Annotated in this window: 21 protein-coding genes, 2 tRNA genes and 1 pseudogene; 5 read left to right on the top strand and 19 right to left on the bottom strand. The window is 34.6% G+C overall.

Annotation, left to right across the window (positions count from 1 at the left end; all coding sequences use genetic code 11):
• Positions 1-98 precede the first annotated feature (98 nt).
• Entirely contained in the window at positions 99-920 is an 822-nt protein-coding gene (locus tag DK861_RS15600; RefSeq protein WP_006537605.1) for a pyridoxal phosphatase, read from the top strand.
• A gap of 77 nt (positions 921-997) precedes the next feature.
• Here DK861_RS15600 and modC read toward each other — a convergent pair whose 3' ends face one another.
• The 4 genes from modC to DK861_RS15580 form a co-directional block, all read right to left on the bottom strand.
• Positions 998-2,062 carry a molybdenum ABC transporter ATP-binding protein ModC gene (gene modC / locus DK861_RS15595; protein WP_006537606.1) on the bottom strand — a complete coding sequence of 355 codons (1,065 nt, stop codon included), beginning with the start codon at positions 2,060-2,062 and terminating at the stop codon, positions 998-1,000.
• Positions 2,056-2,748: a molybdate ABC transporter permease subunit gene (gene modB, locus DK861_RS15590; protein ID WP_006537607.1), complete on the bottom strand. Its 693-nt coding sequence runs from the start codon at positions 2,746-2,748 to the stop codon at positions 2,056-2,058. Before modB ends, modC begins: the two co-directional genes overlap by 7 nt.
• A gap of 17 nt (positions 2,749-2,765) precedes the next feature.
• Entirely contained in the window at positions 2,766-3,536 is a 771-nt protein-coding gene (modA, locus tag DK861_RS15585) for a molybdate ABC transporter substrate-binding protein (protein ID WP_072062901.1), read from the bottom strand.
• Between the two features lie 352 nt (positions 3,537-3,888).
• Positions 3,889-4,032: an AcrZ family multidrug efflux pump-associated protein gene (locus DK861_RS15580; RefSeq protein WP_071788544.1), complete on the bottom strand. Its 144-nt coding sequence runs from the start codon at positions 4,030-4,032 to the stop codon at positions 3,889-3,891.
• Positions 4,033-4,190: 158 nt separating this feature from the next.
• Between DK861_RS15580 and modE the strand changes: the two genes are divergently transcribed.
• Positions 4,191-4,982, top strand: a complete 792-nt coding sequence (gene modE, locus DK861_RS15575) for a molybdenum-dependent transcriptional regulator (protein ID WP_109400697.1) — start codon at positions 4,191-4,193, stop codon at positions 4,980-4,982.
• Positions 4,983-5,096: 114 nt separating this feature from the next.
• Here the strand turns inward: modE and DK861_RS15570 are convergent, their stop codons facing one another.
• From DK861_RS15570 to DK861_RS15525, 9 genes and pseudogenes are all read right to left on the bottom strand, one after another.
• The gene (locus DK861_RS15570; protein ID WP_109400696.1) at positions 5,097-5,339 is read right to left on the bottom strand and encodes a hypothetical protein; all 243 of its coding nucleotides are present in this window, start codon (positions 5,337-5,339) and stop codon (positions 5,097-5,099) included.
• A gap of 986 nt (positions 5,340-6,325) precedes the next feature.
• A pseudogene (locus DK861_RS18520) lies at positions 6,326-6,631 on the bottom strand (DUF637 domain-containing protein); the annotation flags it as partial.
• Between the two features lie 215 nt (positions 6,632-6,846).
• On the bottom strand, positions 6,847-6,993 hold the full coding sequence (locus DK861_RS15560) for a contact-dependent growth inhibition system immunity protein (protein WP_239452195.1): 147 nt from the start codon (positions 6,991-6,993) through the stop codon (positions 6,847-6,849).
• A complete protein-coding gene (gene cdiI, locus DK861_RS15555) occupies positions 6,994-7,371 on the bottom strand; it encodes a ribonuclease toxin immunity protein CdiI (RefSeq protein WP_109400695.1) in 378 nt (125 codons plus the stop codon).
• Between the two features lie 238 nt (positions 7,372-7,609).
• Positions 7,610-7,996, bottom strand: coding sequence for a contact-dependent growth inhibition system immunity protein (locus DK861_RS18515; protein ID WP_239452194.1), 387 nt, complete (start codon positions 7,994-7,996; stop codon positions 7,610-7,612).
• 297 nt (positions 7,997-8,293) lie between these two features.
• Positions 8,294-8,893: a hypothetical protein gene (locus tag DK861_RS15540; protein WP_109400693.1), complete on the bottom strand. Its 600-nt coding sequence runs from the start codon at positions 8,891-8,893 to the stop codon at positions 8,294-8,296.
• 408 nt (positions 8,894-9,301) lie between these two features.
• Complete coding sequence (locus DK861_RS15535; protein ID WP_109400692.1) at positions 9,302-9,634, bottom strand: hypothetical protein; 333 nt, start codon at positions 9,632-9,634, stop codon at positions 9,302-9,304.
• Positions 9,631-15,018, bottom strand: a complete 5,388-nt coding sequence (locus DK861_RS15530) for a DUF637 domain-containing protein (RefSeq protein WP_109400691.1) — start codon at positions 15,016-15,018, stop codon at positions 9,631-9,633. The genes DK861_RS15535 and DK861_RS15530 overlap by 4 nt, the downstream gene beginning before the upstream one ends.
• Before the next feature lie 15 nt (positions 15,019-15,033).
• On the bottom strand, positions 15,034-16,578 hold the full coding sequence (locus tag DK861_RS15525; protein WP_109400690.1) for a ShlB/FhaC/HecB family hemolysin secretion/activation protein: 1,545 nt from the start codon (positions 16,576-16,578) through the stop codon (positions 15,034-15,036).
• Positions 16,579-16,771: 193 nt separating this feature from the next.
• On the opposite strand from DK861_RS15525, the gene modF reads away from it, so the two are divergent.
• A complete protein-coding gene (gene modF / locus DK861_RS15520) occupies positions 16,772-18,238 on the top strand; it encodes a molybdate ABC transporter ATP-binding protein ModF (protein ID WP_109400689.1) in 1,467 nt (488 codons plus the stop codon).
• 389 nt (positions 18,239-18,627) lie between these two features.
• Positions 18,628-19,380, top strand: coding sequence for a 2,3-diphosphoglycerate-dependent phosphoglycerate mutase (gpmA, locus tag DK861_RS15515; RefSeq protein ID WP_072062906.1), 753 nt, complete (start codon positions 18,628-18,630; stop codon positions 19,378-19,380).
• 72 nt (positions 19,381-19,452) lie between these two features.
• Here the strand turns inward: gpmA and aroG are convergent, their stop codons facing one another.
• On the bottom strand, positions 19,453-20,511 hold the full coding sequence (aroG, locus tag DK861_RS15510; RefSeq protein WP_109400688.1) for a 3-deoxy-7-phosphoheptulonate synthase AroG: 1,059 nt from the start codon (positions 20,509-20,511) through the stop codon (positions 19,453-19,455).
• Positions 20,512-20,758: 247 nt separating this feature from the next.
• Positions 20,759-21,487, bottom strand: coding sequence for a nicotinamide riboside transporter PnuC (pnuC, locus tag DK861_RS15505; protein ID WP_082147311.1), 729 nt, complete (start codon positions 21,485-21,487; stop codon positions 20,759-20,761).
• A 251-nt stretch (positions 21,488-21,738) separates the two neighbouring features.
• Between pnuC and DK861_RS15500 the strand changes: the two genes are divergently transcribed.
• Complete coding sequence (locus DK861_RS15500) at positions 21,739-22,623, top strand: aminoglycoside 6-adenylyltransferase (protein ID WP_109400687.1); 885 nt, start codon at positions 21,739-21,741, stop codon at positions 22,621-22,623.
• A 161-nt stretch (positions 22,624-22,784) separates the two neighbouring features.
• On the opposite strand, the gene DK861_RS15495 is transcribed toward DK861_RS15500, so the two are convergent.
• From DK861_RS15495 to pal, 4 genes are all read right to left on the bottom strand, one after another.
• A tRNA-Lys gene (locus tag DK861_RS15495) sits at positions 22,785-22,860 on the bottom strand.
• Between the two features lie 31 nt (positions 22,861-22,891).
• A tRNA-Lys gene (locus tag DK861_RS15490) sits at positions 22,892-22,967 on the bottom strand.
• 154 nt (positions 22,968-23,121) lie between these two features.
• A complete protein-coding gene (gene ybgF / locus DK861_RS15485) occupies positions 23,122-23,889 on the bottom strand; it encodes a tol-pal system protein YbgF (protein WP_072062909.1) in 768 nt (255 codons plus the stop codon).
• A 9-nt stretch (positions 23,890-23,898) separates the two neighbouring features.
• Positions 23,899-24,393 carry a peptidoglycan-associated lipoprotein Pal gene (pal, locus tag DK861_RS15480; RefSeq protein ID WP_072062910.1) on the bottom strand — a complete coding sequence of 165 codons (495 nt, stop codon included), beginning with the start codon at positions 24,391-24,393 and terminating at the stop codon, positions 23,899-23,901.
• Positions 24,394-24,398 lie beyond the last annotated feature (5 nt).

Genomic DNA, 24,398 nt, shown 5'->3' with positions numbered 1-24,398 from the left:
ACTAACGATAACCTGTCACGATTAAGCTAGTTTATCTTTTATTAGTTAACGTGTACCATCAGTAACATTGCATCTTAATACTATCAAGGGGCTTATTTATGTCATATCGCGTTATTGCATTGGATCTTGATGGCACACTGCTTGATGACCAAAAACGTATCCTGCCAGAATCTTTAGAAGCACTCAATCTTGCAAGAAAAGCAGGTGTTAAAGTCTTAATTGTAACAGGTCGTCATCATGTTGCTATCCATCCATTCTATCAGGCACTCGATCTTGACACCCCTGCAATTTGCTGTAATGGGACTTACCTTTATGACTATATTGGTAAAAAAGTACTGGAATCCGATCCATTAACCACTCAAGAAACCAGAGCAGTATTAGATCTCGTTAAGCAAACAAATGTACACCATTTAGTTTATGCTGACGATGCAATGATGTACGACCAACTTACTGCAGCAGTACAACGCACTCTTAATTGGGCAGATACCCTTCCCATTGCACAGCGCCCCAATCTCGTTAAAGTCGATGATTTTTATAAAGCAATGCATGATGTTAATGCCATTTGGAAAATTGCCACAACAACGCCTGCTCACGATGAACTACACGCATTAGTTGAAAAAATTGAACAACAAGTCGGCTTAGAGTGTGAATGGTCTTGGGTTGATCAAGTTGATATCGCTAAAAAAGGCAACAGTAAAGGTCGTCGTTTGCAACGCTGGGTTGAAGCGAATGGGATGAATATGAGTGATGTTATTGCCTTTGGTGATAATTTTAATGATCTTAGCATGTTAGAACATGTTGGTTTAGGTGTTGCAATGGGTAATGCTTCAGATGAAGTGAAAGCACGTGCGAAAATGGTCACCAAAGTGAATTCGCAGCCGGGTATTGCAGAAACTATTCACAAATATATTTTGTCTTAGTTTTATTTTTACCTCCCCAAAAGGAAAAGACCTCATTTAAAATGAGGTCTTTTTTATCAGCACATATAACGAATGAATCAAAGATGGCGGCTTAGGGAAATACTCTTAATTTGCGCATAAAGCCATTGCCCTTCTTGAATATTCAATTCATCTTTTGCCCAAGGCGTGATCCTTGCCCATAAATAATTACCATCATTGACAAGTTTTACATCGACCTGACCATCATTTTTAATGGTTTCAACCACTTTCATATGCAAAATATTACGAATACTGCTATTTGATGGACGACTCGTGGTTAATGACACATCAGAAGCATCAATACGGACACGCACATCACGACCAATTTTAGCCTCGATTTGAGGTAACCACAGCACTTGGTTACCAAAAGCCGTTGCTGTCATATCGTAATGACTATGGTGTTCTACCACCATCACATTGGCGATACTGCTTAATGTCTCTTTTTGTAACCATGGACGTAATGCACTGCTTGCCCATACATCTTCCAGCTTACCTGTCGCCTTAATTTTTCCTGCATCCATCACAATGACGTTATCTGCAAGTCGAATAATTTCATCAAGACTATGGCTCACATACAAAATAGGAATTTGTACATCTTGTGAGAGCTTTTCTAAATACGGCAGTAATTCACGTTTACGCGGTAAATCAAGCGAGGCTAACGGCTCGTCCATTAGCATAATATCTGGCGCTGTTAACAATGCTCGCCCTATGGCAACACGCTGTTTTTCACCACCTGATAGTGTTATCGGGAAACGTGAGAGTAAATGTTCGATACCTAACAAATGAATAATGCGATCAAACTGCACTTTCATTGTTGGAGACATACCATAAAGCAAATTTCCTCTTACTGTATAATGAGGAAACAGTCGAGCATCTTGGAATACATAACCCACTTTACGTTTTTCAGGTGGCAGATAAATCTTCTTTTCAGTATCAACCAGTGTGTGATTATTTAATACGATGCGCCCTGAATCGGGTTTGGTTAAGCCACCAATTACATTAATCAGTGAGGTTTTACCCGCGCCAGATAAACCAAAAACTGCAGTAATACTTTCTGTTGGCAGTTCAGTATTGACTTCCAGACGCAGTGATCCTAGCGTCTGTTTAAAATTCATCTCTAGCATACGCCCCCCAATCTTTTACGACCCCAACGAGTTAGCCACTCTGAAGCCATTAAAGAGACGAGCGCCAAAATAATTGCAATGACACATAAACGGGCAGCATCCATTTCCGCACCAGGTGTTTCAATCAAAGTATACATTGCCAGAGGGATAGTTCTTGTTTCCCCTGGAATATTGGAGACGAAAGTGATTGTTGCGCCAAATTCTCCCAATGAGCGCGCAAATGCCAACACAATACCTGCGATGATCCCTGGCATAGACAAAGGTAACGTTATGGTAAAAAAGACACGCAAGGGTGAAGCCCCTAAAGTTCTCGCTGCTTGTTCCATTCGTTGATCGACGGCTTCTAATGCTAATCTGATCGCTCTTACCATCAATGGAAATGCAACCACTGCGGATGCAAGTGCTGCGCCTCGCCAACTAAAGGTAAAGCTAAAACCAAACCAGTCATATAACCATTCACCAATAAATCCACGCCTACCCATACTGATCAGTAAAAGATAACCGACTACAACAGGAGGTAGAACTAAAGGTAAATGAATAATGCTATCAAGCAATGATTTACCGGGAAAACGTACCCTAACTAAAAGCCAAGCCATAAAAATACCAAAAGGTAGACTAATAATAACTGCAACAGTCGATACCTTAAGGCTTAGTATGATGGCTTGCCATTCGTATTCACTTAACATCTCCAAAAGTATAATTCCTACAGTGGACTAAAGCCGTATTTCTTAAAAATTTCTGCGGCTTGAGGTGTTTTCAGATAGTCATAAAAATCACGAACTGCTTTATTGTCCTGACCTTTTACAACTGCCATTGGATACTCAACAGGTTTGTGGCTATCAGCTGGGAATACGCCGACCACTTTCACTTTATCACTCGCAACTGCATCAGAACCGTATACGATACCTAATGGTGCTTCATCACGTTCAACCAGCGCCATACCGCTACGCACGTTATTAGTACGAGCCATATCTGGGCTTACTGTATCCCATGCACCTAAATATTCTAATGATTCTTTTGCATAGATACCAACAGGCACATGGTCCGGATCGCCAACAGCAAGTTTTCCACCATTAAGTAAGGATTTCCATTTGGTTTCCTTATTAATAACAACGTCATTTAATTTGCTATCTTTAGGGGCAATGAGTACTAAATCATTACCTAATAGTGTATGGCGTGAATCCGCAACCATTAAATCTTTATCGATTACGTAATCCATCCACTGCTGATCTGCTGAAATAAACAGATTTGCAGGTGCACCTTGCTCAATTTGACGAGCCAATGTTGAAGAAGAGGCATAAGATGCAACCACTTCAGTTTTCTTTTCTTGCTTATATTGTGCCGAAATTTCATTAAGAGCATTGGTAAGAGAAGCGGCAGCAAATACCGTTACTTTTTCCGATGCAAAACTTTGACTCACTAAAGCAAAAGAGATAACCGCACCAGCAAGTAACTTACCTGATAATTTTTTCATGTTCTAATTCCACTTAAATTAAGGATAACCACGCTGTATATATCAAGATATAGCGTGAAATGAAAGGATTAGATGTTAGAAACTGGTTATATATCAATAAATATAACCATAAAAATAGAGGCAAAAAATAGAGATAGAAGCGCAATAAACAACACAACAATATGAAATGAGTGAATAGATACTCTAAATAATTCAAGTCACAGCTAGGCGACAAGTGAATGAGTCACTAGGAGCATACATAAGTATGTGACTAGTGCGAATGAACACAGTCAACAACGCTGTGGCTTGAAGTATAGCGAGTAAAAAAATAGCCCTTTAAGATAAAGGGCTATTCTAAATCAGGAAGGGAAAATTATGATTTTTTGTCTGCTTTTGGCTGACTTGGTGAAATCAAGTTAAACACTTCACCTAAACCATAAATGATGCCCATAATGAGTACCATTACAACAGGTACCATCAAGAGAGCGAACCCTAAACTTTTCAATAATTCAAGCATGATAACCTCTTTATCATGGTATATTCGGAAAGCCAGAGTTGGCATTTCTTCACGAATAACGAATAATAACGCTATAGTTGTATATATTCTAGAGAATTATCGCTTTGTGTCGGCACAAAAAATGCGATAAACACACAAAAAAGAAGAAGCCTATCATTATGCAAGCAGAAATATTATTAACACTTAAACTTCAAGATAAGCTCTTTGCCGATCCTCGTCGTGTTGCATTATTAAAACAGATCAAAGCGACAGGTTCTATTAGCCAAGGGGCAAAAATGGCAGGCATTAGTTATAAAAGTGCTTGGGATGCCATCAATGAAATGAATCAACTCGCAGACGAACTTCTTGTTGATAGAGCAACAGGGGGTAAAGGCGGTGGCGGTGCAACACTGACACATTATTGTGAGCGTTTACTTCAACTTTACGATCTGCTAGGTCAAATTCAGCAAAAAGCCTTTGATGTATTGAAAGACGACTCACTTCCTCTTGATAGCCTGTTAGCAGCTATTTCTCGTTTCTCATTACAAACCAGCGCAAGAAACCAATTTTTCGGTACCATTATTGAGCGTGATAACCTGCAAGTTCAACAACATGTTAATGTTCAACTGTCTGATAAAAAAACCATCATTCATGCAGCCTTAACGGAAAAAAGTGCAGATCGCCTAGGGCTTAAAAAAGGTAAAGAAGTACTGATCTTAATTAAAGCGCCATGGGTCAATATTGAAAAAGGTTCATCTTTAACACAGCAATATGACAATGCCTTGTCAGGTATCTTAACTCAAATTGAGACGGGCAATGAAAACAGTGAATTAGTAGTGACATTAGAAGGTGGACAAGAAGTGTGTGCAACCTGTTCTAATCAACATGTTAAAGAGCAAAAACTGCATATTAATGACAGCGTAACGGCTTTGTTTAATGCCGATCAGGTCATTATTGCCACACTGTGTTAATTATTAACATTGTTGCTTTTCAATAAAAAATAAAACCATCACTTAGTTAGTGTTTTAGTAAAAATATTAAGTGATGGTTATATTTATATTTTAAAAATTGAATATGGAATAATTTTAGGCATTAATTAAATCTAATTTGGCACTATTCAAAATGGCCATAAAATTATCTAAATTAAATTTATGCTTCACATCTTCACTTAAACACCGACTATCATTAAAAAATTCAATTTCTATTTTATCGGCTCCACTATCTTTATTTAATTGACAAAGTATTTGTTTTTTATATGAAATTTCAACAGTAATATTCTCATATTTATTGTCACTTACAAAATCAATTTCAAAGTTAGAATCGATCATGAGTTATTACCTCTTTTAGGATCAAGAAAACCAGAAAAAGAACCATCTGCATTATATCGAACACCTTGCCCATTAGGTAATCTATATTCAATTCCACCTCTAGATAATTCAGTTTTAATTGTGGATGGGTTTTTCAATAATTTTTCTATAAAAATACTTGCTAACGCATTTTTATTCTCAATGTTTCCTTTTAATGGTTCAAAGGACCCTCCCTTTCTACCTGCATGTTTTTCCCATGCTCTAGCCGCTTCAGATAATCCTTGTGAATTTATAGGTTTATTCGCTGAATCTAATAAACTTTTTATACTAAATTTATTTCTTGTAGTAATTTTAGCTGATGTCTTAGCTATAAGCTGAGAACTTCCTTTCGCAACTCCAGCACCACCAGCAAATAAACCTACGAGATCAAAAATGAGTTTTCCACTTTCAACACCCGCATTAAATGAACCAGATACACCTGCTTTTTGATATTCTGCCTCTAGCTTTTCAATACGATCGATATAAGATTGTTTAGCCGCTTGGGTTAATGTATCGAAAGCATTATCACTTTGAATCACCGCTTTGATAGCTTGGTATGTTTCTAACGGATTTATAGCAAGAGAAGCGAGCCCTTCAATCGTTTCATACAATCCTGTTGGTATACCTGCTACAAGGCCTGCATTAAACCCTGTATCTTGTCCTATATCTGCTGATAGCCATTTAAGATAAATTGCTGTCTTTTTAAAATAATTAGTTTCAGCAGATAATTCTTTCTCCATTAATTGCTGCTGATGGTGAGAGAGATAATTGTAACGGAAACTATTTTCAGCCCCTCTTGCACCACTATATACACCACCTGGCTCACCAGTAAAAATCCCACCTGCAATGCCACCAAATAATCTAACAAATTGAGCTTGTGATTCTGATTTTTTCTGCCATTCCTCAGCCTTAATAGTGTTATCGCCCAACGAAATAGCCGCAATTTCAGCAGCTAAACCACCGACAATTGCACCTTTAACATTTTCCCCACTAATTTGGGCAGATAAACCAGATAATGCTGCATGACTTAACACCTTTCCCGCATGCCCTAATACGGCACCGTTATCACCAATTAGATTGGCACCTTCGGCATGGAATTGACTGCCAATATTGCTTAATAACGCGGTTTTAAAATTATCAATAAAACTACCGCCTTGAATTGCCGTACCCAGTGTTGAGCTAACAACTGAATGCGAGGCAACACGCTGTGCAACTTGATTCCATTGATTATTCTTTTTGGGCTTTAATATCCGCAGATATGCCTTTAGGGGCATCAATTGTGAGCTTTACAGCAATATAAAGCTCAGGTTATTACTGCTATTCTTTATTAATTATTAAGATGATTAGTTTTATTAAAAAAATAAAATCAGCTAAGAAAATTCTATTTTCCATTTAATTATTTACAATTGCTAACAAATATTTTTATATAGATATAATAAAAAATCACCTTACCCATAATTAGCATGAGGTGATTTTATTTAGTATCCATTTAAACTTTACAACTAATACAACGTGTAAAAGCTTCTTTTATTGAAGCACCTAAAACTTCGTCACTACAATTGGTTTTTAATGTAATAATTGCACTATCGGGTATTCCCTCACCTACCCAATGCTCCATACGTAAATGGTTTTCCATTTATAAACTAAAGTGATTTAATCTATTTTTTGATAGCAACATTTTAATTTTTATCTTATCTTCAGGATGCTTTAACAAATACTTTTCACAAGATAATCTAATAAATTGATAACAAGTATCTTCGCTTACAATAACAATATCTTTATCTGTTAGAGGATATCCTACTCCAAATTTAACACCCAAAAAATGATCAGATACATCAGCACTATTCATATCTGGAAAAAAGCAATATATTCCATCAAGGGCAAAAGATTCTTTTTGAACAATATTAGAAACAGCATCTAAAAAACAACCTTCATTATATATAAGATCAAAATAATTTTTTATAGTCCAATTAGGCTCACTCTTTTCATAGGGTAATTCAAATAAATATTTCATCAATAATGCTCCTACTTAGGATGGAAGTTAGTAACCATCTTTGTTTCTTTATCTAAATATACTCTAAAAGTAATGCCTTCTGACATTGCATCATAGGATTGCAATTCTTTATCTAACGCATTCTTATATCCATTAGCCGCTGCTTTTTGACCTAATTCAAGTATTTTTTGGTCAGAAAAAATCTTGGGATCATAAATTGTTTTTTTAAAAGGTTGAGCGCCATTACCTTTATAATGAGTTATTTCTCCAGTTTGAGGATGCTTCGCAGGTATTTTATATTCATATATATTATCCCTCGCACATTTGTTGGGATCTCTTTTATAATTTTCAAATTTTTATCCTTTACAACATTGTAAAATACATTAGCATTATGACCACCTGAAATTCCTATTTTCTGAGTAAATTTATCTACTGTAGCTAAATTTACTTTAATCTGTTCGCTCTTAATCGGTGCGACTTTTGCATAATAACCTAATTCTTCATCAAGAAGATCATTAGGTAAAACTTTATAGCCTTTTTTTAAATCCATTATATAAATTGAGAATCCAGAAAAGGTGACTAAAATATAGTAATTACTATTGTAATAAACACTTGCCTCTAGTTCATTTTTTTTAGATAAAAGCATTAATTATTCCTCTATAATAGTGATATTAACTTTTATATTTTCTGATGATGCATTTTTAATAGAATTATTTATTACATCCCATTGTTCTTTGGTTGTTCTTGCAGGAACACCTAATTCTAGATTTTTTTGATTTAACATCAATTGATAAAATCTAAGCTCTTATTTTTCTCCAGAATATTTATCTATTTAAGTATTTTTAAAATAAAAACCATCACCTAACCATTATCTTTAGAATAATATTAAGTAACGGTTTTTTATTTAATTAATATTTTTATAAAAAATTAGTAGCTAAGTTATTTACTCTGAATACATGCGAGTGAAATAATCGCTAATTTTATTGTTATCGAGCAATCTATCTTTGGTAAAATCAAGACTATCAGAGACTACAATATATTTTCTTAGCTCTTTAGGAATATCCTCTATCGTTGCATAAATAGTAGGAACAATAAAACGAAAATAGTCACCCATTTTGGTTTTTCCTTCATAGCCTACGGGATGGTCTTCATATAATTCATTAAGGGCTTCAAAAAGAAACATTCCCATTTTAGCCCCAATTCCCGCATCACAATGATCCCCATTCCACTTTTTTAATTCAAAATCAAATTCTTTTATTATTTTTGATTTATCATATTTTCTATAAGTATAACTTGAATATAAATCAACAATATAGTTAGCATTCTTATTTATTTTATTGTTGTATTTTTCTGATTCACCATCAATATATTCAGATAAGTCATCCAAATATAATTTAATATCAGGTATCGATAATAGTACTTCAGGTAACCACCCACTATTGTTATTATACATTTTTGCTAGATACCCTTGATTATCCATAGCAACCCACGCATACGTATAAGATGAACCTGGTACCCATTCTGGGCTTAGAGGTAAAACCATATATTCTCCTAGGATTATTTATCTAAAAAAATTCTTATACAATTCTTACATGTATCAACAAATGCTTCTTCTGGCATAGTAGATAAATCATATCCGTAATCTCTTCTTTTTCTCCAGAATATTTATCTATTTAAATATTTTTAAAATAAAAACCATTACCTAACCATTATCTTTAGAATAATATTAAGTAACGGTTTTTTATTTAATTAATATTTTTATAAAAAATTAGTAGCTAAGTTATTTACTCTGAATACATGCGAGTAAAATAATCGCTAATTTTATTGTTATCGAGCAATCTATCTTTGGTAAAATCAAGATTATCAGAGACTACAATATATTTTCTTAGCTCTTCAGGAATATCCTCTATGGTTGCATAAATAGTAGGAACAATAAAACGAAAATAGTTATCTATTTTGGTAAATTTACCGCAACAAGTAGTTTTAACCTTAATTTTTTATCCTTTGTTTTTTTTGAATATAAATCTAATGATGATATATTGATATCTTTAAATTCACCATTAAATCTAGATAATTCAAACTCAACAATAGAATCTTTATTAACTAATAATGTATACAGATCATAATCTTCTTCTAAAATATGCTCCAAACAATAGACACTTATTATATTGGAGAATCTATTTTTTAAAAGACAATTAATTTTTTCATTTTTTAGAATAGAATTTTCATTTTTAATTAACCTATCCTTAATAATCATTTCTTTTCTAGAACCAATTAATTTCATTTTAGTCTTCCTGGCGTTGCTGTTACTAAATTACCTAAATCATCCGTTAAAATTGTTATGATATTCGTTGAGTTTTTAGTAAACTTATCAATACCTATATATTTATCTAATATAATAACTCTTTCATACAATTTTTCATCTTTACTATTAATGACTCTACTAATTTTTATTTTTGAAATATCATCACTTTGAAGTATTAGCTTTAAATCTACTTGACTTATAGTGAATTGGCTAGCATTTTTATCTGAAAAATGCCGATGAATTACATGTACCCAACCACGCTTTAAGTTACCATTATGAATATTAATCCTAGATTGAACAATAGGATGGTCTAATTCATTTTTAGAAACTACTGTTTTGGCTCCATTAGATACTTTATATCCATTCGTAGTTACTCCTGTATATATTATAAGTTCCCTGTTGTTGATTATTTCAATAGCTTTTTTATTTGCTGCTATTAATAATTTTTCTTGTTCTACTATCGGTTTTATAGCAGTAATATTTAATTTACCCGACGTCATTAAAGACTTTGAGCTATTAGCTAACATGCTAGAGAAAGCTTTAGTACTTTCTTCTGAACTTGCTAATACCTTATAACCGCTGCCAAAAGTGACGCCTGCTATTGCTGCTTCTGGAGCCGATATCCCAGCAATATTAATACCTAGCTGATTAGCACAATAAACCCAGTTAGCTTTACATGTATTAAATGCAACTTGAGCAATAGCAATAAGTTCTGGTGTTGCTGCAATAACCGTATGACCAGCAATAAAACTTGCACTTCCTCCTAAACCAAGCGCGATTGCAATCATTCCTGCATTTTGTCGATTGACAACTCTTTCTGCTGCTGCAACATCTCCTTTCGAAGCAGCGATCATATCTTTATTATTTTCTAAGGCTAAGTTAGAAAGCATATGCTCACTGTAATTATGCCGATAAACCAACTCAGCAGAATTAGCCGCAGAAAATACGCCCTCAGGCTTATGAGTTACAATAGCGCCTGTCAGTGCACCTATTAATTTAGTGAGCTGTGTTTTTCCTTCATTGCCATGCATTGCCTCTTGAATTAATGCAACTTGTCTGTCAGTTTCATTTAAATAACTAGGCTCAAATAATTTACTTTGTAGCGATATCGCCGCTATCTCTGCCGCCAAGGCGCCTGCGACTGCACCAGTAACACTGCCTCCTGCAATTTCTGCACTAATACCTGCAACGACACCATGACTTAACACCTTTCCTGCATGCCCTAATACGGCACCGTTATCACCAATTAGATTGGCACCTTCTGCATGGAATTGACTGCCAATATTGCTTAATAACGCGGTTTTAAAATTATCAATAAAACTACCGCCTTGAATTGCCGTACCCAGTGTTGAGCTAACAACTGAATGCGAGGCAACACGCTGTGCAACTTGATTCCATGTGGCATTATCAGTAAGCAATAACTTGCCTGTTGAGGGTAAGGTTCCTCCTTGGATTGCCTGATCCCAACCCATAAATTGGTCAAGACCTTGCAATGCCCCTGCAACCACCATACTTGTAACAATAGATTTAGCGGTATCACTACGGCCGAGTGATTCAATGGTTTTATAAATGCTGCCTTTGTTTTCGGCTAAAGATACCGCAGCTTGCGATACTAAAGAGGCAAAACCTGCTTGTGCTGCAACCGATGCCGTTGAAGCCACGCTTGCTGAAGCCCCTGCCGCAATAGTAGCTTCACTTGCCATTCCACCAATGGTTGCCGCCGTGGCAGTACCGTAAGTTGCGACCCCTACCGCGATGGCAATAACGGCACCAACAACCGGATTTAATTGCTGAGTTTTATCATTCCAACTGGAATAAGTGTCTTTAACTAAATTCCAATTAATATTTTCTTGCTGTTGGAGAGCGTTAAGCCAAGCATATTCTGGTGTATTACTTAAAACAGTTAATGCTTGTTCTAGTGATTCTTTTTTCTTAGCCTTAATATCCGCAGATATGCCTTTTGGGGCATCAATTGTGAGCTTTCCGCCAATATAGAGTTCAGGTAACACCCATATTCCTTTGGTGTATCCCTGATCACGCTGAGTAATATAAATATCTTTTGAATGAGTAATAACTTGTTTAAATGCCGTATTTTTTACTGCTTTAAAATTAACTTTTCCTGTTTTACTGGTTAATTTTGCATTCTTAGCTGTTTCTAGTTTGCTTGCTTCTAAGGTAATATCATCTTTAGCAAATAAGTTAATATCGCCATTAGCAATAAACTCGGTAACTTTATTATTGGTATTATAAAATGTTTTTGTATATTTCTTTTTAGTAATACACAAAGTCCACCTATTACATTTTTTCTTTTCCTCTTCGTAATAACTCGACTCTTCCATTGCTTGCGCGTAAAGAAAACCACCTTTAGCGGCGATATCCATCTCTTTATTAGCAGTTAATCTTGATGCTTGAAATAAAATACTGCCTTCAGATAATAGAGTTAGATTATTACCACTATTAATTTCCGTACTTATTTGTTTGCGAAGATCTTCTAACTCAGAACCCGACTCTTTACGAAAATGTGTTTGCAGTGATCCCAATTGAATATTGCCACTACTTGAAATAGTGACATCACCCTCTGATTTAAGTGAACTTCCTTCTGTAATTAATGTGCCCGATGACGCAATAGAAATACCTTTATTACCGGTTATCATTGCTGTGGCATACTGAATATCTTGAGCATCTTCGTGAGGATCTGTAATAGCAGAATAAGCATTTGCACCCAGCTTTATATTTCTACCTGCTAATACAATGACTTTATCTTTTGAATTTAATACTGTTGAACTTAAGTCAATATCACGAGCAGCATTTAAAATAAGGTTATTGTCTGAAAATAATTTAGATTGTAATTGAGGATAATAAATGTCACTAAAGAAAGGATCGGCTTCTTTTATTGATTTAGAGGCAAGAAAAATATCCTGTCCGGCATTGAAAGTTATGGCTTTATCACTATGATATTTTATTCCTTGACTGATAATATCTTTACCTGAAGTAAAAACGATATTGTTATTACTTTCCCAAACCCCCATGTTAATTAAAAAGCCCGGAATATATCCACTATCTCTAATAAAAGGTACTAAATTAAAAAGAAAAGATTCATCACGATTTATTTTAATATCTTCTAGTGCAGATAAATTTATTTCATTAGGTTTATTAATTATTACATTTGAAATGTAAATATTTTTTCCAGAATGAAAATCTATTTTTTTAGAAATATCAATATATGGTGATTTAATACCTTTTAGAGTATAAAAGGTAGTGGGATTAAATAAATGACTAATATCTCCCTTTTTAGTTGTAGTAGAAAAATATTTTGCAGCTACATCTATATTCTCAAAATTTATAGCATCAGTCGCTGTCAAACTTATATTTTCATCAGCTAACAACTCTGAATTAGTTATATTTATATTTTCATCAGCAATAATAGATAAGGAATCTTTCGCTGTTAAATTTAAAGAAATATTCACATTATTAGCATTTAATAATATATTTTTAGCTAATATAGTATTTTCAAAATCTGATAATCCTCTGAATTTTTTTATTTCTTTTTCTAAAAATGGAAGTTTACGTTCTAAATCTATACTATTTTTAAAATCTAAAACTAAATTGTTACCTGCTTTTATTACATAGTCGGAAACATCATTTACAGAAAATTCATAATGACTACCCGTTTTCACAAAAGGTACGAAATGACTTACCTTATTAAACTTAGCTTCATCAAGCTTATATTTAATTATATCATCACGATAATAAAATTTAACATTATCATGAGAGTACATGTCCCATTTATTAAAATATCCAGAACGATAATAATATGATTTCGCATTACTGCCTGTTGCAATTAAATTATTATTTGCAACAATTCTAGATTGGTTATTAATAAACTCATTAGATTGTATATATAAATTATTCCCTGAAGAAATAACACTTGGAACATATTGATCACTTTTTTCAAAAAATGTGCGTTCTACATTAACTCCTCCATTACTTTTTAAATCTAAAATATCAAACCATTTTTTATCAGAAAAATCTTTTAATTCAGGGAATAAAATAACTAAAAGAAAATCATCCGTAGGACTTCTGGAAGGCAAGAGGAGATGATTACCGATATTTATAGAGAGATTAGAATCAGGCTCTTGTTGTATCTCTTTAAATAAAGGAGTAATAGATTCATTGACCAACTTCTTTGTTCTAATAATCAAATCACCTTTTTCTGTTTTTATTGTGGCTGATTGATTTTCAATTAAACTACTAGGATCACCCTGCGCATTTTTTTGTATCCATAAATTATCTTTTGCCTGAATAAGTGCCTTTTCACCTTTATTAGTGAGTTTATCTGCAAATAAACGCATATCTTTTTCTGAGATAATTTCACTATGATTAGTTAATGTGTTAGATGCTAAAGTAATATCCCTTTTTGCTTTTAACTTTGCATTACTATTAATTTGTAGTTCTTTACTGCTAACATTAATATCTTGTTCAGATTGAATATTGCCATTAAAGGTAATTTTTCCATCAACCGTTAAATTCACACTATTTTGATTTGTTTGAATACCACTTAAATTAACGCCAACCCCTTTTTCTGTACTGACTAGCCTGATTTGGTTGGCATACATTCCACCCAGTGCTTTCGTATCAATAGAGATTGTTGGCTTTATGCCTTCTCCAATAAGGTTATTTACTGTTCCTTTTTCAAAATCAATACGGTTATTTCCTTGCATTAAAGAAAGGTTTTTAGCATTTATTTTCCCGTTTAACTCAATACTACGGCTAATAATGTCAGCATAATTCTGAGCTTGAAGATCTATACCTTGCGTGCCAATAACAACATCACCTTTTTTCACTTCTATTGCCGAATAAGCACCTTGAGGATTAAAAAGAGGTTTTCCTGTTGTGAGCGTAATTGCTGGAGTATTAATAAATGAACATTCATCACAAGTAATGCCATTTGGATTGGCAATTAAAACATCTGCTTGTTGTCCTGCAATTTCTAATTTACCTAATAATTGTGAACGCCCATTTCCCACTACTTCATTAATAATTAAATTAGCTGCATTACCTTTTAAATTGGTATTGGCATTCACTTGTTTGACTAATTGTGTATTAACAGCGGTTGTTGCATTATTCAGTACAACACCTTGTTTGCCGACGTTAAAGGAGTGAAATTGATTATGAGAAATACCAACATTATTAGGTGTTGTAATATTAATAATAGGAACGGTATTTTGTTGACTTATTTTTATTGTTTTATCTGATGGAGTCATCGCAGAACTCCAAGCAGGGTGTAATGGATAAATAGCGGTTAAATAAATAATGCTATAGCCAATTAAGCGCTGTTTTCGAGAGATATCCTTTTCGTGCATATAAACCTCCAAACTTTAAATAGCAAAAGAAACAGACCAAAATAAAGACCAGTGATCGGGCTTTAATGATGTGGGATAAAATATAGGTTTATTAATTAATATCTGAGAGGAAAAAATAGAGTGATAAAAAGAAGCACCTATTGCACTTCCAATTATTTCACTCTTCTTTGTTTCATATTTATCTGAATGAGCAACACCATAATCAAGTGCGAAAATAAAATTCCATTTTCCTAAAAAAGAATTTATTGGTGATATATTGATTTCATTACGCCAATAAAACCCGCTATTCGCATTCAATTTTGATTCTTTATATCCACGAACTGCTTTTATTCCATCAATTGCTAGTTTTTCTATACTATAAAGATTATCTTGCGTATATTGTCCATAAAATGACGTAATATAGGAAAGTTTATTAAATAATAAATGTTGATAGCTTAAATTTATGCTTAGCTTTCGATAATGACTACGAGGTGAATTATCAGCAATATAATCAGGTGATGCCCCCAAAAAAGAAAGTCCCACTTCTATCATTGGATTAATCGTTAAATATCCTCTATCGAAATGTAAACTATATTGTGGGCTGAATAATAAAGAAGTTAATGTGGGGCTACTTATTAATAATTTTTGTTGAGCTAATTGTGTTTTTGCTTTTTTATGTTTTAATGTCCCCTTTAGGGTTATTCGTTGTTTATTATCACGATAGACTAAACGGCTAATATCAAATTGTTGATTTCTATTTTTGTTTTTATAACTATACTGAGCATTCTGACTTTGAAAAGGATAAGAGGATTGACTATGGAATAATTGATATTGATAAAACCAATAACCATAAGGAATATTCACACTTGCAGAATAAGAGCGAGAATAGTGAGCACGAGAAAAATCTATATTTGAACTTAGTGAAAAACCCCATTGTTCACCCAATCCAAATAATGAATCTATGGTTGTAGTATTCGCTAATAGAATTTCACCTGTTGTTTTATCACCTGAATTATCAACGATTAATTGATTTTTAAAAGGAGGTTTTTTATTGTTTTGAACAATAAAAATAGAAGAATATCCCACATTATCGCTTGGTTTTATATCTAATGTATATTGTGATGTTGTTAATCGATTAAGTTGTTCTAACCCATGTTCTAACTCTCGTAGATTTAAAATCGCCCCTTTAAATGAAGGAAAAATAATATCGACCAATCTAGAAGAAACACCATTGATAGAAATATCTTTTATTCTGCCTTCAATAATCTTTATTACTAATTTATGATTGGAAATCTCTTGCTCTTCAATTATTGCTTGTGATGTGACATAACCTTTTTTAATATAATTATGAGTAATTAATTCAGCTATCTTTTTTATCTTATTTGATGTTAAACATTGTTGTAGATATGGTGAAATTATTTTAGATTTACTTCTATGATCTAATAAATTGCTTCCTATAAGATCAATTTTATTAATAAGAAAGCAATTGTTATTTACACTTTCATTATTCAAAGAAAAACTATTTTTACTAAAGAGTAAAAGTACAAAGCAGAATAGGTGAATTTTTTTAAATTTATGCATATATAAATCATCCTTAAAAAGATGTTTATATATTTACATAGGAAACGCATTTTAAAGGTTATCATTAAATAGTAGGTGTATAATACTTTTGGAAAACGTTCTTTCAGCAAATATTGACAAGTTTCTATTAACCCTATATTGCTAGATACTTAACTTGCACTTAGCTTACATTAAAAAAACAAGGCTAATTATAATGAAACACTTGCAACTCAACAAAACACAATTTCGCTTAAGCGATAAACTCTGTTTACAAATTGACAATTTAGTCATAAACGAAGGTGACAGTTGGGCGTTTGTAGGCAGTAATGGAAGTGGCAAAACTGCCTTAGCAAATGCATTATGCCAAGAAGGTATTTTGCTCTCTGGTGAGTTTATCAATACATTTTCTCGTCCAATTAGCCTCTCTTTTGAAAAACTACAAAAAATGATTGAAGAAGAGTGGCGTCGTAATAACACAGATTTATTAAGTGAAGGTGAAGAAGACACTGGCTTAACCGTAGCTCAAGTTATTCAAATGCAGGTAAAAGATGATGACAGATGCTTTTTATTAGCCAAACAATTTGGTATTGAATACTTGCTATCAAGACGATTTAAATATCTTTCTACTGGTGAGTCTCGGAAAGTATTACTTATTCAGCTTTTAATGAACAAACCAGATTTGATTATTTTAGATGAGCCTTTTGATGGCTTAGATGTTGATTCTCGCCGCGCTTTAAATGAGTTACTAACTCTATTACATCTACAAAATCTTACTATCATACTGATTTTAAATCGTTTTAACGATATTCCTGACTTTATTCAGTATGCAGGTCTACTAATTAATTGCGAATTAGTCGCCAACGGTGAGAAAGAACAGGTGTTATCTAACTCTGTAATAGGGCAATTCTCTCACAGTGAAACGCTGGAAAATCTCACATTACCTGAGCAAGATCTACCAGATGCTATTCCTCAATTATCACCGACACTTTCCCCTATCGTGCTAAAAAATGGCGTAGTGAGCTATAACGACAAACCTGTTCTTCACCATTTAAGCTGGGAGGTAAAACCTCAGCAACATTGGCAGATTTTAGGCCCTAATGGTGCAGGGAAATCAACGTTATTAAGTTTGATTACAGGTGATCACCCTCAAGGTTACAGCAATGACTTAACACTATTTGGCCGCAAAAGAGGCAGTGGTGAAACAATATGGGAGATTAAACGCCATATTGGTTATGTCAGTAATGCCTTGCATCAGAGTTATCGAGTTTCTTCAACAGTAAAGAATGTCATTATTTCAGGTTTTCATGACTCTATTGGCATTTATCAAGCGATTACAGATAAGCAGCTTAAACTCGCTGATGAATGGTTAGCGTTAATTGGTTTAACAAACTATGCCAATAGTCCATTTCATGCTTTATCATGGGGGCAGCAACGTTTAGTGTTAATTGTTAGAGCATTAGTTAAGCACCCTACTTTGCTCATTCTTGATGAACCACTGCAAGGATTAGATACAACGAATCGGCTCTTAATCCAACGTTTTATAGATATCATGATAAGCCACAGCAATACGCAACTTTTATTTGTGAGCCACCATCAAGAAGACGCGCCATCGTGCATTACTCATCGATTGACATTTATTAAAGAAGGCGAAATTTATCGTTACCAGCAAGAAATTTGTTAAATGTTGATTTTTACTGTCATAATCAGGGCAATGATTTTAGAAATTAACGGTAAACTTAGCTTTACTTTTTTATTTAAATTGACGCTTTTTTGCTTATTATTCGAACAATAATAAATAAAAAATCTGTCATTTTTGCGGACGTTATTTTCGTCTATTTTTTATACAAAACGGATATTTTGTTTTTTTACGCCGATCCCGCTAGATTAACAGCTTGAACGATTAAGCAAAAGGTGTGACAACTGTGCAATAATTCATCGAACAAACGACATTTTTGACTTAATCCCTCTTGTTTTGTCACTTATGTTTGGCGTTCTTGTCGATGATCCATATAATGATTGAAGTGCTGATTTTAAACTTATATTAAGAAAGTAATTATAGGAGTCTAAACTATGGCAGTAACTAAGCTTGTGCTAGTTCGACACGGTGAAAGTGTATGGAACAAAGAAAACCGTTTTACAGGCTGGACTGACGTTGAGCTGTCCGAAAAAGGCCGTAATGAAGCGCAAGAAGCAGGTAAACTGCTAAAAGCTGAAGGTTTTGCTTTTGACTATGCATATACTTCTGTTTTGAAACGCGCAATTCACACCTTGTGGAACATTCTTGATCAAGTTGATCAACAATGGCTGCCAGTTGAAAAAAGCTGGAAATTAAACGAACGTCATTATGGCGCTCTGCAAGGTTTAAACAAAGCTGAAACCGCTGAAAAATACGGTGATGAGCAAGTTAAACAATGGCGTCGTGGTTTTGCTATCACTCCACCAGAATTAACTAAAGACGATGAACGTTTCCCAGGTAAAGATCCTCGTTATGCATCTTTAACTGAAGCAGAACTGCCATTAACAGAAAGCCTAGCATTAACTATCGACCGTGTAACACCATACTGGGAAGAAGTTATCAAACCACGTGTTGCTTCTGGTGAGAAAGTTATCATCGCCGCTCACGGTAACTCACTGCGTGCTCTGGTTAAATACCTAGACAACATGAGCGAAGATGAAATTCTTGAGCTGAATATCCCAACCGCTGTACCTTTAGTTTACGAATTTGATGAAAATATGAAACCAATCAAACGTTACTACTTAGGTAATGCTGACGAAATCGCAGCAAAAGCAGCCGCTGTTGCTAACCAAGGTAAAGCAAAATAATTTTACTTTTATTTTGAGTTAGATAAAAAAATGCCACTTCAAAGTGGCATTTTTATACTCTAAATTTAATTATTACGCTTTATTTCGACGCGCCGCAACTGCATATGCTAGTTGGCGTAACAGTATTTCGGTATCATCCCAACCAATGCAAGCATCAGTAATGCTCTTGCCGTAAACCAAAGGCTCGCCACTTTCTAATGACTGGCTCCCTTCCACTAAATGACTTTCAATCATAACGCCAATTAATGCTTTTTCACCCGCACTAATTTGTTGGCAAATGTCAGCACCAACCTCCATTTGTTTCTCAAATTTCTTGCAACTATTGGCGTGACTGAAATCAACCATCACATTTTGTGGTAAACCGGCTTTTTTAAGCCCTTCTTTCACCGCTGCAACATGTTCAGCGCTGTAATTTGGCTCTTTACCACCACGTAAAATAATGTGGCAATCACCATTACCTGCTGTACGCACAATAGCTGAATGACCCCACTTAGTCACTGAAAGAAAACAGTGTGGTGATCCCGCCGCATTGATTGCATCAATAGCAACTTTAATGGTGCCATCTGTACCATTTTTAAAACCAACAGGACAAGATAAACCAGATGAAAGCTCGCGGTGAACTTGTGATTCTGTGGTTCGAGCGCCAATAGCCCCCCAACTCATTAAATCAGCAACGTATTGAGGTGTTATCATATCTAAGAACTCGCCAGCAGTTGGCAAGCCACTATCATTAATCGTTAATAAAAGATTACGAGCAATGCGTAAACCTTCATTAATATCAAAAGTATGATCCATATGAGGATCGTTAATTAAGCCTTTCCAACCGACTGTTGTACGTGGTTTTTCAAAATAAACACGCATTACAATTTCAAGTTTATCTTTCAGCTCTTCTCTAATAAGACTTAAACGTTGTGCATACTCCAGTGCAGCTTTCGGATCATGAATAGAACAAGGTCCAATTACCACTAATAGACGATCATCTTTTCCTGCTAGGATTTGATGAATAGCTTCACGGGCATGACGAACTGTAAAAGCCGCATTATCAGTTGCTGGAAACTTTTCCAATAAAGCTACTGGCGGTAAGAGTTCATTAATTTGTGTTATTTTAAGGTCATCATTTTGATAATTCATTCCCGTGTATCCACTCTTTTATGTTATCTAGTCAATGTTATTATTGCTTTCCCAATCTAACCATTCATTTTCTATCTGTAAACACCCTTTCACCTTAAAGCATCTATAGTTATTTTTCTAAAAAATCATCAAAAATGAAAATAGCGCATTTAAGCGAAATAATGATTCAAAATTGCGTTAAGGATAAGAATAAAAACAATGAATAGTAAAGCTGGCGAGAAAGATAACTCTGCCAGCCTTTTTTTTATTAGGAGAGATAATTATTTCTACTAGAGTGTTTTGCTGCTTTGATCCACAAACGAGAACCATTAATAGCGATAGCCAGTAAAATAATATATTCAACAGACATTGCATAAACACCTTGTTTGTAGAATATAACAATACTAATCACATTAATAACAGACCAAATTAGCCAGTTTTCAACTAATTTCCGTGTCATTAAGATCATCGCTACAATCGACAGGACGGTCATTGTAGAGTCCCAGAATGGGTAAGCATCAGGTTCAATCACTGGTGTAGCTAAGTTTGCACCAAAGACATTTAGTATATCAACAGCAACAACGGCTAAATAACCAAATACAGTATCAATATTAAAAGTCAAAGCGACAATAGCAGCAATTGAAACAATAATTAAAAAGAGACGATGGCTTGGTTTTAACCAACGAATTCTTAGTTCCGCTTGCTCAAAATCATTTACTCGGCTCCATGCATACCATCCATAAATATTGGCCGCAAAGAAGAAAATTTGAAGCAATAAACTTGCATATAACTGAATTTGGAAAAAGATAATGGCAAATAAGGTGACGTTAATCAGTCCAAATAAGTAATTAATAATTTTTTCCTGACTTGCAAGCCATATACACAAGAGACCTGCTATAGTGCCCACAGCTTCAATCCACGAAAGTGGGTACCCACCTTGTCCAAGTGGAATGTTGACTAAAATATTATTGATACTAAACCAACTCATGACATCCATTTTTCAACCCCGACTTAATCATAGAAAAAAACAAAGAAAATATGGGTTATTGCGACATCTTTGCAAAGTAGTAAAGATATATTATAAATTCATATTTATAATGGCACTTAGTTTTAAATACTAAACATTATATTGTTTAACTATAAAAACAACAAAAAAAAGTTTTATACACTAAACAAATTATTCTGATCTACGCTTTAAACAATAAAAACGATAAATAACTTTATACCTTTTAATTATTAGAGAGAAATATGGAGCCAACAACACGCTTAATCGATCGCACACTATCTTTTGCTCTCCTCGATCCTAGAATTGAAGCTGTAATACTGACAGGATCATTAGGTCGTAATCAAAAGATAGACAGTTATTCTGATATTGATATAGAGCTTATCGGTTATGGTGCGACTGAACTCGCAAAAAACCAACATTGGTTATCACAATTTGGTGATAGCTTAGTTAACTTACAATTAGAGTGTGAAGATCCTAAAGGTAAACTTTGGCCTATTTATTTACATGTTTTAGCTCAAGGTCGCAAAATGGACATTATGATGGCAGAGCCTGAGCGTATTTTTAGCATGAAAACAGAGGGACTTAGCCCAGTTTACCAGCGTGGATACCAGATCTTACTTGATAAAACAGGTTTATGTGACGGACTTCCTGAAATTAGCACTATAACGCCACCTACGCTCACGAAAGAGCAAGCTTACAATAATGCTCAAGAATTCTGGTTCGAAGCGTCACAAGTCGCTATAGCCATTTTACGCCATGAGTTTTGGTTTGCTAATTATCGTATAAACGATATGCGTGAATGGCTAATCGAGTTACTTGAACAAGTTGCGCTAAGTACATCAACACAAGATGTGTGGTATCAAGGAAAAAATCTGAAAGAATGGCTACCTAAGTTTTATTCATTGCGTTCACTAGAAAGCACCTTGGCAATGAGTACACCTTATGAGTCAGCAGCCGCTCTTTCTGTTATGATGACTTTTTTCCTTGATGCTTCGAAACGGTTAAACCATCCTATCGATACAGCCATTAAAACCCAAGAGCTTGTCAGTAATTGGTTAATCGATAATGAATTTTTGACTGAAAATGAATACATCCAAATCACGTCATCAATTATTTGTCATTACTGATTTGAATATTATTACAGATTAAGACCTGATAGTTTTTTCAATTGGGATAAAACTATTTTCATTGCTTAATAAAGTGGTGAACTGCACTATCAAAAAATAGAAAGATAATAAACATTATTTACTGTTTAAGAAATGATAGATATACAAGGAAGGGTTTGAAATGGTGGGTCGTGGGCGATTCGAACGCCCGACCAATTGATTAAAAGTCAACTGCTCTACCGACTGAGCTAACGACCCATTTCAATAAAAACGGATTGGTATTCGAAAATGGTGGGTCGTGGGCGATTCGAACGCCCGACCAATTGATTAAAAGTCAACTGCTCTACCGACTGAGCTAACGACCCTTTTTCGAACTCGCCACATTCTCTGTGGCAACGGCGGGTAATAATACTGATTTAATGTATTTGTGCAACGTTTTTTTTCAAAAAAACATTCAACCGTTGAAAAAACAATCATTTAACCCCGAAAATGCAACATTTTACATTACGGGGTCAATAATTAGAGTGTTCCTAGCTGCTTTTGCGCTAATTTAGCGCCAGCGCTATTTGGATATTGCTTAATCACTTGTTGGTAAACAGCTTTAGCATTATCCTTTTGCCCTTTCTCTTGCATAATTAAACCAATTTTATAAAAGGCTTCACTTGCTTTTTGAGATTTTGGATAGTTTTTAACAACAATAGCAAAGGTGCTTGCTGCCTGATCCTTATTACCTTTTAAGTAATACATCTGACCCAACCAAAATTGTGCATTTGATTGATAGCTAGATTTTGGATAGTTATTGATAAAGTTGTTTAATTCAACAATTGCCTTATCGTAATCTTTTGAATTCAATACGATATCAATTGCTGCATTATAATCAGCCTTCTCATCACCTTGCCCTGAATTAGTTGCCGCAGGAGATGTTGAAGAAGCAGTATTATCAGATTGGGTGGCTTCTGTTGATGTTGAAGCTCCACCACCAAGGCTATCTAATTGTTGATAGATATTGCGTTGGCGTTCAACAACTTGATTTAACTGATATTGATTTTCCTGAATTTGACCACGTAACATATCAATATCACGCTGAGAATCAGCGAGTTGTTGCTGTAATTGAGTCAAAAGCTGGCTGTGAGCATTTGAAAAACGCTCAAGTTGGGCGAGTCGTTCATCGGTCGAACCTGAACCGATATTACTGATTGGCGCTTGGGCAATAGCGGCTACAGGAGCCGCTACGCCAACCAGTAACAACAGACTCATCAAGAAAGGTCTGAAGTTACTGTTGTTCATGCCGTTCTCTTAGTAATCCAGTACTGCACGACGGTTTTTCGCATAAGCGGCTTCGTCATGACCCAGTACAGCTGGTTTTTCTTTACCGTAAGAAACGATTGACAGTTGTTCAGCTGATACGCCTTTACCTTGCAGGTACATTTTCACAGCGTTAGCACGGCGTTCGCCCAGCGCGATGTTGTATTCTGGAGTACCGCGTTCATCCGCATGACCTTCTACAGTGATACGTACTGAAGGATTAGCACGCAGGAATGCAGCGTGTGCATCTAACAGGTTAGCGTAGTCTGAGCTAATGTCATATTTGTCAAAACCGAAGTAAACGATGTTTTGTTGTTTCAGTTGTTCTAATTGCTGACGTGCTAATTCTTCAGCAGTAGGACCTTGTTCAACAACTGGTACATTGTTTGTATCAGTTTGATCGTCGTTTTTGTTTGAGCTACATGCTGCAACAGCAACGAGTGGTAATGCTAACATCAACCCTTTAAACACTTTGTTTAATTGCATCTCTA

This window comes from Proteus sp. TJ1640 (assembly GCF_003144445.1).
GTDB lineage: Bacteria > Pseudomonadota > Gammaproteobacteria > Enterobacterales > Enterobacteriaceae > Proteus > Proteus penneri.
This window is presented reverse-complemented; position numbering and strand designations above follow the sequence as displayed.

Coding starts and splice junctions, on each gene's coding strand:
- cdiI (WP_109400695.1), bottom strand. CDS start 7,371: ATGAAATATTTATTTGAATTACCCTATGAAAAGAGTGAGCCTAATTGG.
- DK861_RS15580 (WP_071788544.1), bottom strand. CDS start 4,032: ATGCTTGAATTATTGAAAAGTTTAGGGTTCGCTCTCTTGATGGTACCT.
- DK861_RS15560 (WP_239452195.1), bottom strand. CDS start 6,993: ATGGAAAACCATTTACGTATGGAGCATTGGGTAGGTGAGGGAATACCC.
- ybgF (WP_072062909.1), bottom strand. CDS start 23,889: ATGAACAACAGTAACTTCAGACCTTTCTTGATGAGTCTGTTGTTACTG.
- modC (WP_006537606.1), bottom strand. CDS start 2,062: ATGCTAGAGATGAATTTTAAACAGACGCTAGGATCACTGCGTCTGGAA.
- DK861_RS15540 (WP_109400693.1), bottom strand. CDS start 8,893: ATGGTTTTACCTCTAAGCCCAGAATGGGTACCAGGTTCATCTTATACG.
- modE (WP_109400697.1), top strand. CDS start 4,191: ATGCAAGCAGAAATATTATTAACACTTAAACTTCAAGATAAGCTCTTT.
- DK861_RS15500 (WP_109400687.1), top strand. CDS start 21,739: ATGGAGCCAACAACACGCTTAATCGATCGCACACTATCTTTTGCTCTC.
- modF (WP_109400689.1), top strand. CDS start 16,772: ATGAAACACTTGCAACTCAACAAAACACAATTTCGCTTAAGCGATAAA.
- DK861_RS15600 (WP_006537605.1), top strand. CDS start 99: ATGTCATATCGCGTTATTGCATTGGATCTTGATGGCACACTGCTTGAT.
- DK861_RS18515 (WP_239452194.1), bottom strand. CDS start 7,996: ATGCTTTTATCTAAAAAAAATGAACTAGAGGCAAGTGTTTATTACAAT.
- modB (WP_006537607.1), bottom strand. CDS start 2,748: ATGTTAAGTGAATACGAATGGCAAGCCATCATACTAAGCCTTAAGGTA.
- DK861_RS15570 (WP_109400696.1), bottom strand. CDS start 5,339: ATGATCGATTCTAACTTTGAAATTGATTTTGTAAGTGACAATAAATAT.
- DK861_RS15535 (WP_109400692.1), bottom strand. CDS start 9,634: ATGAAATTAATTGGTTCTAGAAAAGAAATGATTATTAAGGATAGGTTA.
- DK861_RS15525 (WP_109400690.1), bottom strand. CDS start 16,578: ATGCATAAATTTAAAAAAATTCACCTATTCTGCTTTGTACTTTTACTC.
- gpmA (WP_072062906.1), top strand. CDS start 18,628: ATGGCAGTAACTAAGCTTGTGCTAGTTCGACACGGTGAAAGTGTATGG.
- DK861_RS15530 (WP_109400691.1), bottom strand. CDS start 15,018: ATGCACGAAAAGGATATCTCTCGAAAACAGCGCTTAATTGGCTATAGC.
- aroG (WP_109400688.1), bottom strand. CDS start 20,511: ATGAATTATCAAAATGATGACCTTAAAATAACACAAATTAATGAACTC.
- pnuC (WP_082147311.1), bottom strand. CDS start 21,487: ATGGATGTCATGAGTTGGTTTAGTATCAATAATATTTTAGTCAACATT.
- pal (WP_072062910.1), bottom strand. CDS start 24,393: ATGCAATTAAACAAAGTGTTTAAAGGGTTGATGTTAGCATTACCACTC.
- modA (WP_072062901.1), bottom strand. CDS start 3,536: ATGAAAAAATTATCAGGTAAGTTACTTGCTGGTGCGGTTATCTCTTTT.